General features: G+C 40.4%; 14 protein-coding genes. 13 read left to right on the top strand and 1 reads right to left on the bottom strand.

The genetic code is table 11. The features are described 5' to 3' along the window. Positions 1 to 7 precede the first annotated feature (7 nt). The 13 genes from nrfD (at position 8) to ACKTS5_RS18670 (ending at position 13,243) form a co-directional block, all read left to right on the top strand. Positions 8 to 1,408, top strand: coding sequence for an NrfD/PsrC family molybdoenzyme membrane anchor subunit (gene nrfD / locus ACKTS5_RS18730; protein ID WP_408045419.1), 1,401 nt, complete (start codon positions 8 to 10; stop codon positions 1,406 to 1,408). Continuing rightward, the gene (locus ACKTS5_RS18725; RefSeq protein WP_408045418.1) at positions 1,398 to 1,925 is read left to right on the top strand and encodes a DUF3341 domain-containing protein; all 528 of its coding nucleotides are present in this window, start codon (positions 1,398 to 1,400) and stop codon (positions 1,923 to 1,925) included. The genes nrfD and ACKTS5_RS18725 overlap by 11 nt, the downstream gene beginning before the upstream one ends. 10 nt (positions 1,926 to 1,935) lie before the next feature. After that, positions 1,936 to 2,481, top strand: a complete 546-nt coding sequence (locus ACKTS5_RS18720) for a c-type cytochrome (protein WP_408045417.1) — start codon at positions 1,936 to 1,938, stop codon at positions 2,479 to 2,481. A gap of 24 nt (positions 2,482 to 2,505) precedes the next feature. Beyond that, positions 2,506 to 4,131 carry a quinol:cytochrome C oxidoreductase gene (locus tag ACKTS5_RS18715; RefSeq protein ID WP_408045416.1) on the top strand — a complete coding sequence of 542 codons (1,626 nt, stop codon included), beginning with the start codon at positions 2,506 to 2,508 and terminating at the stop codon, positions 4,129 to 4,131. Between the two features lie 33 nt (positions 4,132 to 4,164). After that, complete coding sequence (locus tag ACKTS5_RS18710) at positions 4,165 to 5,175, top strand: cytochrome c oxidase subunit II (RefSeq protein ID WP_408045415.1); 1,011 nt, start codon at positions 4,165 to 4,167, stop codon at positions 5,173 to 5,175. 30 nt (positions 5,176 to 5,205) lie between these two features. Further along, a complete protein-coding gene (locus ACKTS5_RS18705) occupies positions 5,206 to 6,975 on the top strand; it encodes a cytochrome c oxidase subunit I (RefSeq protein WP_408045414.1) in 1,770 nt (589 codons plus the stop codon). Between the two features lie 150 nt (positions 6,976 to 7,125). Further along, on the top strand, positions 7,126 to 8,157 hold the full coding sequence (gene ruvB, locus ACKTS5_RS18700; protein ID WP_408045413.1) for a Holliday junction branch migration DNA helicase RuvB: 1,032 nt from the start codon (positions 7,126 to 7,128) through the stop codon (positions 8,155 to 8,157). A 15-nt stretch (positions 8,158 to 8,172) separates the two neighbouring features. Then, entirely contained in the window at positions 8,173 to 9,903 is a 1,731-nt protein-coding gene (locus tag ACKTS5_RS18695) for a SulP family inorganic anion transporter (RefSeq protein ID WP_408045412.1), read from the top strand. A 14-nt stretch (positions 9,904 to 9,917) separates the two neighbouring features. Further along, positions 9,918 to 11,321, top strand: a complete 1,404-nt coding sequence (locus ACKTS5_RS18690) for an MBL fold metallo-hydrolase (RefSeq protein ID WP_408045411.1) — start codon at positions 9,918 to 9,920, stop codon at positions 11,319 to 11,321. 8 nt (positions 11,322 to 11,329) lie between these two features. Then, complete coding sequence (locus ACKTS5_RS18685) at positions 11,330 to 11,719, top strand: rhodanese-like domain-containing protein (protein WP_408045410.1); 390 nt, start codon at positions 11,330 to 11,332, stop codon at positions 11,717 to 11,719. Then, positions 11,712 to 11,978 (top strand): heavy-metal-associated domain-containing protein, encoded by a 267-nt coding sequence (locus tag ACKTS5_RS18680; protein WP_408045409.1) that lies wholly within the window; start codon positions 11,712 to 11,714, stop codon positions 11,976 to 11,978. The genes ACKTS5_RS18685 and ACKTS5_RS18680 overlap by 8 nt, the downstream gene beginning before the upstream one ends. A gap of 175 nt (positions 11,979 to 12,153) precedes the next feature. Next, complete coding sequence (locus ACKTS5_RS18675; RefSeq protein WP_408045408.1) at positions 12,154 to 12,636, top strand: RNA polymerase sigma factor; 483 nt, start codon at positions 12,154 to 12,156, stop codon at positions 12,634 to 12,636. Further along, positions 12,620 to 13,243: a hypothetical protein gene (locus ACKTS5_RS18670; RefSeq protein ID WP_408045407.1), complete on the top strand. Its 624-nt coding sequence runs from the start codon at positions 12,620 to 12,622 to the stop codon at positions 13,241 to 13,243. Before ACKTS5_RS18675 ends, ACKTS5_RS18670 begins: the two co-directional genes overlap by 17 nt. A 54-nt stretch (positions 13,244 to 13,297) precedes the next feature. Here ACKTS5_RS18670 and ACKTS5_RS18665 read toward each other — a convergent pair whose 3' ends face one another. Beyond that, the gene (locus ACKTS5_RS18665; protein ID WP_408045406.1) at positions 13,298 to 14,485 is read right to left on the bottom strand and encodes a pyridoxal phosphate-dependent aminotransferase; all 1,188 of its coding nucleotides are present in this window, start codon (positions 14,483 to 14,485) and stop codon (positions 13,298 to 13,300) included. Positions 14,486 to 14,492: the final 7 nt, after the last annotated feature.

Below are 14,492 nucleotides of genomic sequence, written 5' to 3'. Positions count from 1 at the left end.
ATAGATTATGTCGTCTCATTACGAATCATCTTATAGAGAACCTTTAGTGTTAGGTGACAAGAGTTACCATGATATCACAGAGGATATTGCAAGGCCTATTGAAGGTAAAGCAAACAAAAATTGGTATATAGCATTCTATATCTCTTTAGTGGCAATGCTTTGGGGATTTGGATGTATCTTTTACACCGTTGGAAAAGGTATCGGTGTATGGGGATTGAGTAAAAACATCGGATGGGCCTGGGATATCACCAACTTCGTATGGTGGGTAGGTATCGGTCACGCCGGAACCCTGATTTCAGCGGTATTGTTGTTATTCCGTCAAAAGTGGAGAATGGCAATTAACCGTTCTGCCGAGGCGATGACTATCTTCGCCGTATTCCAGGCAGGGTTGTTCCCAATCATTCACATGGGACGTCCTTGGAATGGTTACTGGGTATTGCCTATTCCTAACCAATTCGGATCGTTATGGGTTAACTTTAACTCGCCATTATTATGGGACGTATTCGCGATTTCTACCTATTTATCGGTATCATTAGTATTCTGGTGGACTGGTTTATTACCTGATTTCGCAATGATCCGTGATAGAGCAGTGAAGCCTTTCCAAAAGAAAATTTACGCTTTATTATCATTCGGATGGTCTGGTAGAGCTAAAGACTGGCAACGTTTCGAAGAAGTATCATTGGTATTAGCTGGTTTAGCAACGCCATTGGTATTATCGGTACACACCATTGTATCGTTTGACTTCGCAACTTCTGTAAACCCAGGATGGCACTCGACTATCTTCCCTCCTTACTTCGTTGCTGGGGCGATCTTCTCAGGATTCGCAATGGTACAAACCTTATTAGGAGTAATGCGTAAGGTAACCAATATGGAAGCCTATATTACGCGTTTACACGTGGAATACATGAACATCGTAATCATCTTAACAGGTGGTATCGTAGCCGTAGCTTATGCAACTGAATTCTTCATCGCTTGGTATACAGGATCTCCTTATGAGAACTATACCTACTTATCGTTTGGTGCAGAAGCAGGTGCGTACGGATGGGCATTCTGGTCATTAATGATCTTTAATATTATGATTCCACAAGTTTTGTGGTTCAAGAAAATGAGAAGAAGCTTTATCGTTTCTTTCTTAGTTTCGATCGCGATCAACATCGGTATGTGGTTTGAGCGTTTTGACATTATCGCAATTGTATTAAGTAAGGGACAATTACCTTCGACTTGGTGGCGTTTTGAGCCTACCTTCGTCGATGTAGGTATCTTCATAGGAACTATCGGATTCTTCTTTGTATTATTCTTATTATACGCAAGAACATTCCCGGTAATAGCACAGGCTGAAGTAAAGACTATTTTGAAATCTTCAGGAGAGAATTTTAAAAAAATAAGAGAGGAAAACAATGAGCACTAATAAAGTAATTCACGCATTATACAATGATGATGACATCTTAATGGATGCTGTTAAAAAGGTAAGAGCAGAACATCATCATATTGAAGAGGTTTTTACACCTTTTCCAGTACACGGATTAGATAAGGCTTTAGGTTTAGCACCTACGCGTTTAGCGATTACTGCCTTCTTATATGGAATTACTGGTACCGCAGTGTCAACTTGGTTGACCTGGTATACCATGATTGCTGACTGGCCTCAAGATATCGGTGGTAAGCCGAGTTTCTCTTGGCTAGAGAACATGCCAGCATTTGTTCCAATCTTATTCGAATTAACGGTTTTCTTCGCAGCCCACTTAATGGTAATCACCTTCTTTATGAGAAGTAGATTATGGCCGTTTAAAGAAGCGGAAAACCCAGATCCAAGAACTACAGATGATCACTTCTTAATGGAAATTCCAGTAGAAGGGAATGAAGACGAGTTAAAAGCTTTATTAGAAAGCACAGGAGCTGTAGAAATTAACGTAGTAGAAAAGCATTAATAAGGAAGATATGAAAAGTTTAAAATTTGTTTTAGCTTTAGTAGTGATTGCAAGTAGTATTTCTTGTAATAACAAAAGAAAACCACAGGTACAGTATATGCCTGATATGTATGTTTCTGTTCCTTATGATGCCAATGGACCTACGTCTGCAGGTGGTAAAATTGTAGATAGATTACCAGTTGCTGGTACAGTTAGCAGAAACGGTATTGTCGCTTATGATATTCCGAATACCAATGAGGGGTACGAAAAGGCAAAAGCTGAGTTAAAGAATCCATTAGCTAAGGACGAAAAGAACTTGGAAAAAGGGAAGGAACTTTATACTATTTATTGTGCGGCATGTCACGGTAAAAAAGGAGATGGAAACGGAGTATTATCTCAAAGAGATAAATTCAGTGGTATCCCTAATTACAAGGACAGAGATTTAACTGAAGGAAACATTTACCACGTTATCATGTACGGTAAAAACCTTATGGGATCTCATGCTTCTCAACTTAGCTATAAAGAGCGTTGGCAAGTAGTACAATACGTTGAGAAATTAAGAAGCGAATTAAAATAAGTCTATAATAGATAGTTTAAAGATATGTATCAGTTTACAGGAAAATTAAAAATATTTGCACTTGCTCTAATGGTTTTAGGGGTGTTGGGTACGGTTTATAACTTCGCAACCACTCCAAAAAACTTCCAGGAAGTTGAAAAGATATTGAATGATCAAGCTGCGCATCACGGAGGTCACGGAACAGCTCATGCTGCACCTGAACACAAAGAAGAGGCGCACGAGGAAGCTGCTCACAAAGAAGAAACTCACAAAGAGGAGGCAACGCACGAAACTGCTGCGCACGACACTAAGGAGGAGCATGCTGATGTAGCACATGATAGTACTAAGGTTGCAGAAACGGCACATGCAGAGGCTGCAACTACAGAGCACGCTGCAGATACTACTGCTGCTGCTCATCATACAGAAGATGCTCATGCAACTGCTGATAAGGCAGAAGTAAAGCACGCAGCTGTTGCTGCTCACGCTACGCATGACGACGCGCACGAAAAACACGTGGAACACGTAGAGCACGTAATGCACCAAATGCAAAACAGACCTTGGTCTGCATTTTACGTAGCGATGTTATTCTTTTTAGGAATTTCATTGTTGGTAATGGCATTTTACGCAGCTCAACGCGTTGCACATGCGGGATGGTCAGTAGTGTTATTTAGAGTAATGGAAGCAATCACCAACAACATTCACTACGTGAGTGCAATCATGGTGGTATTCATTATCTTAACCGCGATGCACATGAACCACTTATTCCCATGGATGGGTGAAGGTGTTGTAGATCCATTAAGCGATAACTACGATCCAATTATCGATCGTAAGAGCTGGTGGATGAATGTTCCAGGATGGACGATTAGAAGTATTTTCTACATCGCTGTTTGGAATGCATTGCGTTTTATTATCAGAAAGAAATCAATTCAACAAGATAACGGAGACTTAAAATTGCACAAGCAAATCTATAACATGAGTGTTGGGTTTGCAGCGTTCTTCATGGTTTCTGAATCAATGATGTCTTGGGATTGGATTATGGGGATTGACCCTCACTGGTTCTCTACCTTATTCGGATGGTATGTATTGGCTACGTTGTTAGTGTCAGCATTAACAGTGATCGCGTTAGTAACTATTTACTTGCGTTCAAAAGGAGCTTTACCATTTGTAAACGATAGTCACATCCACGATTTGGCGAAGTTTATGTTCGGTTTCTCTGTATTCTGGACGTATTTATGGTTCGCTCAGTTCATGTTAATTTGGTATGCTGATATGCCAGAAGAAACTACGTACTACGCACAGCGTTTTAACGAGTACCAATTACCGTTTATCGGAATGGTAGTATTGAACTTTATCTTCCCAGTATTATTATTAATCAACAGTGACTTTAAGAGCATTCCTTGGTTGGTAATTTTAGGAGGAGTAGTTATCTTAATCGGACACTACATTGATTTATTCGTGATGATCATGCCTGGAACTGTAGGAGGTCAATGGGGATTCGGAATTGGTGAATTAAGTGCGATATTATTCTTTATCGGATTGTTTATCTTTGCAACGTTTAGCGCTTTCGCGAAGGCAGCTCCACTAGCAAAAGGAAATCCGTTTATTCACGAAAGTGAAACACACCATTACTATAATATCGAACACAGAGGAGAAGATAGTAATCATCATTAATTAATAAATTAAAACAATAATAGTTTAGATATTATGCTCGCTTTATTTTACATTTTTATAGCAGTTGCATTGGGAGTAAGCTTTTGGCAGATCACCCGTATTATGAATTTCCGTTCGGTAATTGCTACTGATAAAGACAATGACACACAGGGAAAGTTAGCCATAGGATTCCTAGCATTCCTTTATGCAATGATGATTTACTGTTTAATTGCAATGAATGTTTACTTGTTGCCAGAATCTGCTTCTATTGAAGGAGAACACGACGATAGGTTATTCAATATTACCTTTATCTTAATTGGGGTAGTGCAGTTTGGTATGCAGTTTTTAATCTTTTTCTTCTCGTACAAGTACCGAGGAAACAAAGACAAGAAAGCTTTATTCTATGCAGATAGTCACAAATTAGAGTTGTTGTGGACAACCATTCCTGCGGTTACGATTGTATTGTTAATCGGTTACGGTTTATGGCAGTGGAACAACATCATGTACGTTGGTGATGATGAAAACCCAATTGTTATCGAAGTATACTCACAACAGTTCCGTTGGGATGCTCGTTATGCCGGTGCTGATAACGAATTAGGATTAGGAAACGTGAACTTTATCAAAGGAGTGAATACTATGGGTGTTGACATGTCTGACCCAAAAGCTCAAGATGATAAACAAGTAACGGAATTATACTTACCTAAAGGAAAGAAGATCTTATTCAAGTTCCGTTCGCAAGATGTGTTGCACTCTGCGTACATGCCTCACTTTAGAGCGCAAATGAACTGTGTTCCTGGTATGGTAACTCAATTCGCATTTACACCGAAATACACTACGGAAGAAATGCGTCAGAATCCTGAAGTAATCGCTAAAACTAACGGAATTAATAAAATACGTGCCGCTAAAGGTGAAGAAGAGTTATACGAGTTTAACTACTTATTACTTTGTAATAAAATTTGTGGAGCTTCTCACTACAACATGCAGATGAAAATTACTGTTGTAGAAGAGGATCAATACAACAAGTGGTTAGCTGATCAGAAAACCTTAGCGCAAGTAATTAAATAAGATATTTTTAAAATATATAAAGTATAGATTATGTCAGATCATCATCACAAGGAAACATTTGTAACGAAATACATTTTCAGTACAGATCACAAAATGATCTCGAAGCAGTTCTTGGTAACAGGAATGTTCATGGGTATCATTGGGGTATTTATGTCTATGTTATTCCGTTTGCAAATTGCATGGCCAGAGACTTCGTTCTCTATTATCGAGGCCTTTTTAGGTAGCCACCAAACAGACGGGGTTATGGACCCTGATATGTATTTGGCTTTAGTTACGATTCACGGTACCATCATGGTATTCTTCGTATTGACAGCCGGGTTGAGTGGAACCTTTTCAAACTTATTGATTCCATTACAGATTGGAGCACGTGATATGGCTTCAGGATTTTTAAACATGGTTTCTTATTGGTTGTTCTTCTTATCTTCTGTAGTTATGGTTGTTTCTCTTTTCGTAGAGGCAGGACCAGCATCAGCAGGATGGACAATCTACCCACCATTATCTGCATTGCCACAAGCAATTCCAGGTTCTGGTACGGGAATGACGTTATGGTTAGTATCGATGGCGATCTTTATCGCATCTTCGTTAATCGGATCGTTGAACTATATCGTAACTGTGTTGAACTTACGTACAAAAGGAATGAAAATGACGAGATTGCCTTTGACTATGTGGGCGTTCTTTATCACAGCTATCATCGGTGTGATTTCATTCCCAGTATTATTGTCGGCAGCCTTGTTATTGATCTTCGATAGAAGTTTTGGTACTTCGTTCTATTTATCGGATATCTTTATCTCGGGAGAGGTATTGCACTACCAAGGTGGATCACCAGTATTATTTGAACACTTATTCTGGTTCTTAGGACACCCAGAAGTATATATTATCTTATTACCTGCTCTTGGGTTAACGTCAGAGATTATTTCGACCAATGCGCGTAAACCAATTTTCGGTTACCGTGCGATGATCGGTTCTATTATGGCTATTGCCTTCCTTTCTACGATTGTATGGGGTCACCACATGTTCGTATCTGGAATGAACCCATTCTTAGGATCAGTGTTTACCTTTACTACGGTATTAATTGCAATTCCTTCGGCAGTAAAAGCATTTAACTATGTGACTACCTTATGGAAAGGTAATTTACAAATGAACCCAGCTATGTTGTTCTCTATCGGATTAGTATCGACGTTCGTAACAGGAGGATTGACAGGATTGGTATTAGGAGATTCTGCATTGGATATCAACGTACACGATACGTATTTCGTAGTGGCACACTTCCACTTAGTAATGGGAGTATCTGCATTGTTCGGAATGTTCGCAGGTATCTATCACTGGTTCCCTAAAATGTACGGTCGTATGATGAATAAGACTATGGGATACTGGCACTTCTGGATCACGATTATCTCTGCATATGGAGTATTCTTCCCAATGCACTTTATCGGATTAGCTGGTTTACCACGTCGTTATTATACCAATACGAACTTCCCAATGTTTGACGACTTAGCGGATATCAACGTGTTCATGACAGTAATGGCGATTATCGGTGGATTTGCTCAAATCATTTTCTTAGCAAACTACTTTATCTCTATCTACCGCGGACAAAAGGCTACGCAAAACCCTTGGAATGCCAATACTCTTGAGTGGACTACTCCAGTAGAGCACATTCACGGAAACTGGCCTGGGCCAATTCCTGAAGTTCACAGATGGGCTTACGATTACAGTAAGACTGACGAGAGCGGAGAGTACGTACACGGTAAAGATTTCGTATTACAGACTACACCGTTATTAGAAGGCGAAGAGCCATCTTAATAACCACACTATATTAGAAAAAGCCTTTCCTTGTGAAAGGCTTTTTTTTTGTGCTATCTTGTGGGGTAGCGAAGGCTTAACAATAGCACCGGTTCATTCGTAACTTATATTACAGAGTGAACTTATTATTTACAGTATATTTGTAATTGTATGAATGAGCATTTAAATCCAGAAAAAGACCATTATTCTAACGAAGAACTCGATGTAGAAAAGAAGTTGCGTCCGCTGTCCTTTGATGATTTTACAGGACAAGATCAGGCTATTGAGAATTTGAAGATTTTCGTTGAGGCTGCCAATCAGCGTGATGAAGCCTTAGATCATACCCTATTCCACGGACCACCGGGATTAGGTAAAACGACCCTAGCGCATATTTTGGCAAATGAGTTGAACGCAGGAATTAAAGTTACTTCAGGTCCTGTGTTGGACAAACCTGGTGATTTAGCAGGCCTCTTGACGAATTTGGAGGAACGTGATGTTTTGTTTATCGACGAGATTCACCGTTTGAGCCCTATAGTAGAAGAGTACTTGTATTCGGCAATGGAGGACTTTAAAATTGATATAATGATAGAGTCTGGCCCCAATGCCAGAACCGTTCAAATTAACTTGGAACCTTTTACGCTGGTGGGGGCAACAACGCGATCGGGATTGCTGACAGCTCCTATGCGGGCTCGTTTTGGTATCAGTAGTCGTTTGCATTATTATTCGACAGAGTTATTGAGTACCATTATTCAACGAAGTGCACAAATTTTACGAGTGCCTATTTCTATGGAAGCAGCCATTGAAATTGCTGGACGAAGTAGAGGAACTCCGCGTATTGCCAATGCATTGCTTCGCAGGGTGCGTGATTTTGCACAAATTAAAGGAGATGGTCGCATTACCATAGAAATCGCTAAATACGCTTTAAAAGCATTGAATGTAGATGCCCATGGTTTGGATGAAATGGATAATAAAATATTGACCACCATCATTGAAAAGTTTAAGGGCGGCCCCGTAGGTCTTACTACTCTCGCAACTGCAGTTGCCGAGAATGCGGAAACCATAGAAGAGGTTTATGAACCGTTTTTAATTCAACAAGGATTTATAATGAGGACGCCGAGAGGTAGGGAAGTGACAGATTTGGCTTATCAGCACCTCGGAAAAATCAGAGGTGTTTCAGGAGCTGGACAAGGAGAATTATTTTAATAGATACCTTAGAAAATGAATAAGATTCAAAACTTGATACCTATACTCGATTGGCTACCTAAGTACAAAAGGTCGCAATTGTTCGGAGACATCCTAGCAGGTATTACCGTAGGAATTGTTCTTATTCCCCAAGGAATAGCCTATGCACTTATTGCGGGCTTACCACCGATTTACGGATTGTATGCAGCCTTGATGCCTCAATTGGTATATGCTGTTTTTGGATCGTCTAGGCAGGTGGCTATTGGGCCCGTTGCCATGGATTCACTCATCGTTGCAACAGGAGTGTCTACTTTGGCACTGGCAGGATCGGAAAGTTATATTGCCATTAGTATTTTGTTGGCCTTGCTCGTCGGAAGTATACAGTTTGCGATGGGGGTATTTCAACTGGGTTTCGTGGTTAACTTTTTGTCGAGACCGGTGATCACAGGGTTTACTTCGGCTGTAGCGCTGATTATTGGACTCAATCAATTTAGGAATCTGTTCGGAGTCGATTTTGTTCAAAGCGATCAAATTCACGTTCTCCTACAAGATATCAGCACGAGAATCGGTGAATTGCATGTGCCGACCACAGTAATTGGCTTGGTAGCCTGTGGAATTATCGTATTCTTTAGACGTTTAAATAGAAAAATTCCCAATGCCCTTATTGTCGTGGTGTTTGGGATCGTAACGGTACGTTATTTCGGTGCGAATTGGGAGGGGATTGCCATCGTTAAAGAAATTCCATCGGGATTGCCTGGTTTTGCGATGCCGGTTATTGATATTGCCTTAATTCGCGAATTGATGCCCATTGCATTGACCTTAGTGATGGTAGGGTACCTAGAAACGATTTCTATTGGGAAAACCCTAGAATCTAAACAAGATGAATACAGAATACGTCCCAATCAAGAACTGATTGCATTAGGACTGAGTAATATTGTAGGCTCACTCTTTAAAGCCTACCCGTCGGCATCTAGTTTTTCTCGTTCTGCTATCAATGCAGAATCGGGCGGGAAAACAGGAATAGCGGCGTTGACCGCTGCCATATTAGTGGTCTTGACCTTACTGTTTTTGACACCGGTATTTTACCACCTCCCGAAAACAGTACTCGCTTCGATTATCGTCGTTGCGGTTTTTAACTTAATCAATGTAAAAGAAGCTCGGCGCCTGTGGAGGGCCGATAACCTCGATTTTTGGTTGTTGTTGGCCACCTTTTTAGCCACGCTTTTTTTGGGTATTGAGTACGGTATCATTACCGGAGTTGGACTGTCGTTGGTCTTATTGATCTTCAGAACTTCCCGACCTTATGTTACCGAATTGGGCAAAGTACCAGAATCTGACTTTTTTAGAAATAAAAATAGATTTAAGGAGGTTATTTTGGAACCTGAAATTTTGGTGTTCCGTTTTGACGCACAATTGTTTTACGCCAATGCCAGTTATTTCAGAGATCGACTCGACGAAATGGTGTTGGATAAAGGAAAGCAATTGCAATTAATTGTACTCGATGCAGAGAGTATTAATAGGGTAGATAGTAGTGGTGTTGAAATGTTGAAAGACAGAATTCGCTATTATCGAAAACGCGGGGTTACGTTCTATTTTGCTGGCGTAAAAGGTCCCGTAAGAGATGCTTTGTTCAGAGGAGGACTTTTGGAAGAAGTGAGCTTAGATCACTTTTTTATGAGAGCGAATGGAGCAGTACTATTTTTTAAAACAGGAGATAATATTAATCAAAGAAAATACGCTCAGTACATTCATCAGGCGTATCAATAAGTGAAAAGTGAATTATGAAGATAGAACAAATTTATACAGGTTGTCTAGCGCAGGGAGCTTATTACGTAGAGAGTAATGGTGAAGTAGCCATTATTGATCCTTTACGTGAAGTTCAATCCTACATAGATACTGCCGAAAAGAACAACGGAACTATAAAATACATATTCGAAACCCATTTTCATGCCGATTTCGTAAGCGGTCATGTTACCTTGGCTGAAAAAACTGGGGCTACCATCGTTTACGGACCTACGGCGGCACCTAAGTACGATGCACATATCGCTACTGATGGAGAGGTGTTTCAGCTAGGAGATATCAGTATTACCGTGTTGCATACGCCAGGTCATACCATGGAGAGTACCACCTATTTGTTGAAGGATGCCGAAGGAAATAATCATGCGATCTTTAGTGGGGACACCCTGTTTTTAGGAGATGTTGGACGTCCGGATTTAGCACAGAAGGCGGCGAGCATGACTCAAGAAGAATTGGCTGGGTTATTGTACGACAGTCTGCGTACTAAAATCATGACGCTTGAAGATGATGTTGTGGTGTATCCAGCACATGGTGCTGGTTCTGCTTGTGGGAAGAACCTAAGTAAAGAAACAGTGGGGACCATAGGAGAACAGAAAAAAACAAACTACGCGTTGCGCAAAGACATGACCAAAGAAGAGTTTGTAGTAGAGGTTACAGAGGGCTTGTTACCTCCACCTGCTTACTTTCCACTCAATGTTAAAATGAATAAAGAAGGCTATCAGTCTATCGACGATGTTTTAAAAGCTGGATCCAAGGCGTTATCTGTTGCTGAGTTTGAAAAAGTAGCCAATGAGAATAGCGCAGTTATCCTCGATGTACGCCATCAATCGGAATTTATTAAAGGATTTGTACCTCAAGCGATATTTATTGGCTTAAAAGGAACCTTTGCCCCTTGGGTTGGTGCGTTGATCAAAGATGTTTCGCAACCGATTGTGTTAATTACACCGGTAGGAGAAGAGGAAGCGACAATTACCCGCCTTTCACGCGTTGGTTTTGACAACGTTTTAGGGTATTTAGACGGTAGTTTTGAGAGTTGGGCTGCTGCCGGAAAAGAGATAGACTCACTGGAATCAGTTTCTGCCGAAACCATGGCCGCAGATCATGGAAAACTACCCATATTTGACGTTCGAAAGCCTGGTGAATACGAAAATGAACACGTAGTGGATGTACCTAATACACCGCTTGACTTTATCAACGATCACCTAACGGAATTTCCGGAAAACCAACCGTTTTACGTGCACTGTGCCGGAGGGTACCGTTCGGTAATTGCAGCTTCAATACTTAAGGCGAGGGGAATTCACGGAGTGATTGATGTTGCGGGTGGATACAAAGCCATCAAAGAAACCGCTGTGACTAGAACGGCAACAGTATGTCCGAATTCACAATAAATTTAGATATGAAGTTTAGACAATTCATAGCAGTATTGCTTTTACAGTTAGGTTTGTTCAGTTGTACTGGGCAGCAAGCAGGAGTTCGTGAGGTAAGTGTCACTGCCTTGGCAGAACAATTACAGAAAGTAGAATCGATGCAACTCGTCGATGTTAGAACGTCACAGGAATGGGCAGCTGGAGGTATTGACGGAGCTCTTCAAATAGAAGTCACCGCTGACGATTTTGAACAGAAGGCACTGCAACTTCTCGATAAAGAGCAACCAGTGTACCTGTATTGTCGATCTGGTGGACGAAGTATGAAAGCAGCGAAAATACTAGCTTCAAAAGGTTTTGAAGTTTACAATGTTGCTGGTGGTTATACAAAATGGAAACAAAAAAACGCGACACATGAATAGTGAAATATACATAGAAAATTTAAAGTGTGGCGGCTGCGCTGCTACCATTACCAAAGGATTGCAATCTATTGATGGAGTGCAGGCTGTCTCTATTTCAGTAGAAGACGCAAAGGTAGTCTTAGATGCAGAAGCTGCATCGCTCCCAGCGGTAAAAGCAAAATTATCGAGTATGGGATATCCGGAAGTCGGAGATAAAAATACTGTCCTGCACAAAGCGAAATCTTTTGTTAGTTGTGCGACTGGAAAAATGAATAGTTAACAATTAACTAGAAAAAAGGGAGGTTTTTTATACCTCCCTTTTTTTGTGCCTTACTCCCAGTGTTATCGGGTAAAGGGATGGTAATAGCAAAGCGGTGAATGGAGGTGGATTGAAAAAAATCACTAGTTGTTGTAATATTTTTAAAACTGAGATTACTAACTGATAAAACCAAATTTTGAGTAACGATTTTTATACGACATCGATAGTGCCCTATGCGGGAATCATTATCAAAATCTGCCGAGCGTACACGGATTCTCAGGAAGATTTTGAAGACTTTTATCAGGAAGCTTGTTTGCAAATTTGGAAGAGTAGAACAGCTTTCCAAGAGAAATCAAAGTGGTCTACCTGGGTATATCGAATTACCTTGAACGTGTGTCTAACACTTCGTAAAAAGCAGAATAGAAAACCGTATAACAACGATGTGATTCCGGAACTTTCAGAGCAGAATACCGCATTTGAAAACGAGCATTTAAATTTGTTATACGGAGCTATCAAGCAATTATCGGAGGTTGATAGAGCGATTATTTTACTGTATTTAGAAGAAAATCCTTACAAAGAAATTGCTGTAATTATTGGAACTAGCGCTAACAATATTGCAGTTCGTATCAACAGAATAAAAAAACAATTAAAGACTTTATTAGATGGAAAAATCAATTGAGAAAATATGGAACGAAGCCTTTGTTGAAGAGCAGGCGTTAATCGCTCCAAAAGTAAACGATTTGTACAATAAAAAATCCAAATCCCTAATTCATAAAATACAACGCACCTACGAAATAGATAACAAAGGCTTGATTCCTATGGCGATTTTAGTAGCCGGAGGGATGGCGGCATTTTCCGAAGCCATTATCGGTTTTTACGGCGCTTTTTTGATCTTGTGCTTGTATTTTTTTAACAGGCGGTTGCTCAAGCAATTCGATATGATTGACGTAAAATCAGACAACCTTACTTATTTAAAGAACTACAAGAAGGTCATGATGTCGATTATAAAAGCGACTAAAAAGATGTTTATGTACGCCCTTCCTGTGGCCGTATTGTCCATCTTTGTTTTGGCTCATAGCATTAGTGAGCAGAGCTTTTTATCTAAATTTATCACCCGAGATATGAACTTCCTGCAAATTGTGGGTATCGGAGTAGTGTTAGGGGTTTTGATCTCTATTTTTTGCACCTTGGTGTATATGATTTCGACTAAAATACTATACGCAACACTCGTTTCAAAGCTCGATGCGATTATTGCCGAATTGGAAGAACTCAGAGAAGACTTATAAAAAAAGGGATGCTTACAGCATCCCTTTTTAGTATGTGAAATTTGAATGTTGGGGTTATCCCACAACTTCTTGTATGCGTTTTACAGCTTCTCGCAATTGTTCTTCTGAAGCAGCGTACGATAAGCGGATACAGTTAGGAGCTCCAAAGGCTTCTCCAGTAACGGTAGCTACATTCGCTTCTTCCAATAATAACATTGAAAAGTCATTGGCATTGGCAATGGTTTTATTGCGGATGGTTCTTCCGAAGAAACCAGAAATATCTGGGAAAATGTAGAAGGCTCCCTCCGGAACGTTGAGTTTAAACCCGTCAATAGCTCCTAAGAGTTCCAACATCATATCTCTTCGTTTCTTAAACTCATCGACCATGTATTGCACGGCACTTGGTTCAGCAGAAACCGCTGTAATAGCTGCGCGTTGCGCTATACAGTTTGTTCCCGAAGTAATTTGTCCTTGCATTTTGGTACAAGCTTTGGCAATCCATGCAGGAGCACCGATAAACCCAATTCTCCATCCTGTCATGGCAAATGCTTTTGCTAAACCATTTACGGTAATGGTACGGTCGTACATGCTTTCGATGGCAGCAAAACTAAACAACGGACTTCCGTAGTTGATGTGTTCGTAAATCTCATCAGACAAGATGTAAATCTGCGGGTGTTTTTCTAATACCGCCGCAAGTGCTCTGTATTCAGCCTCGCTGTAAATAGTACCACTCGGGTTGTTTGGCGAGTTAAAAAAGATCATCTTCGTCTTAGGAGTAATCGCTGCCTCTAACTGTTCAGGAGTAATTTTGAAATCGTTCTCGATACTCGATGGGATTTCCACAAATTTTGCTTCACAAAGGGTAGCGATAGCAGAATAACTCACCCAATATGGAGCCGGAAGTAATACTTCATCTCCTGGGTTTAACAATACCTGCGCTACGTTGGCAATAGACTGCTTAGCTCCGGTAGAAACTACAATTTGATTTGGGGCGTAGTTCAAGTTGTTGTCGCGATTAAACTTCGTGCAAATCGCCTCTTTTAACTCTGCGTAACCATCTACGGGAGTGTATGAGTTGTAGTCCTGTTGGATAGCTTCTATTGCTGCGTCCTTGATAAAGTCAGGAGTGTTAAAATCAGGTTCTCCTAAACTCAAGCTGATGATGTCTTTTCCTTCAGCCTTTAATTCTCTCGCTTTAGCGGCCATGGCTAAAGTTTGTGAAACAGGTAAACTGTTAATTCTGTTTGATAATGCGTTTGACATTGTTTGT

Source organism: Tenacibaculum litopenaei (assembly GCF_964514025.1).
Taxonomy (GTDB): Bacteria; Bacteroidota; Bacteroidia; order Flavobacteriales; family Flavobacteriaceae; genus Polaribacter; species Polaribacter litopenaei.
Note: the sequence above shows the minus strand (reverse complement) of the source record. Positions and strands in the feature narration are given on the sequence as shown.

Coding starts and splice junctions, on each gene's coding strand:
- ACKTS5_RS18670 (WP_408045407.1), top strand. CDS start 12,620: ATGGAAAAATCAATTGAGAAAATATGGAACGAAGCCTTTGTTGAAGAG.
- ACKTS5_RS18710 (WP_408045415.1), top strand. CDS start 4,165: ATGCTCGCTTTATTTTACATTTTTATAGCAGTTGCATTGGGAGTAAGC.
- ACKTS5_RS18680 (WP_408045409.1), top strand. CDS start 11,712: ATGAATAGTGAAATATACATAGAAAATTTAAAGTGTGGCGGCTGCGCT.
- ruvB (WP_408045413.1), top strand. CDS start 7,126: ATGAATGAGCATTTAAATCCAGAAAAAGACCATTATTCTAACGAAGAA.
- ACKTS5_RS18720 (WP_408045417.1), top strand. CDS start 1,936: ATGAAAAGTTTAAAATTTGTTTTAGCTTTAGTAGTGATTGCAAGTAGT.
- nrfD (WP_408045419.1), top strand. CDS start 8: ATGTCGTCTCATTACGAATCATCTTATAGAGAACCTTTAGTGTTAGGT.
- ACKTS5_RS18695 (WP_408045412.1), top strand. CDS start 8,173: ATGAATAAGATTCAAAACTTGATACCTATACTCGATTGGCTACCTAAG.
- ACKTS5_RS18715 (WP_408045416.1), top strand. CDS start 2,506: ATGTATCAGTTTACAGGAAAATTAAAAATATTTGCACTTGCTCTAATG.
- ACKTS5_RS18690 (WP_408045411.1), top strand. CDS start 9,918: ATGAAGATAGAACAAATTTATACAGGTTGTCTAGCGCAGGGAGCTTAT.
- ACKTS5_RS18725 (WP_408045418.1), top strand. CDS start 1,398: ATGAGCACTAATAAAGTAATTCACGCATTATACAATGATGATGACATC.
- ACKTS5_RS18705 (WP_408045414.1), top strand. CDS start 5,206: ATGTCAGATCATCATCACAAGGAAACATTTGTAACGAAATACATTTTC.
- ACKTS5_RS18665 (WP_408045406.1), bottom strand. CDS start 14,485: ATGTCAAACGCATTATCAAACAGAATTAACAGTTTACCTGTTTCACAA.
- ACKTS5_RS18685 (WP_408045410.1), top strand. CDS start 11,330: ATGAAGTTTAGACAATTCATAGCAGTATTGCTTTTACAGTTAGGTTTG.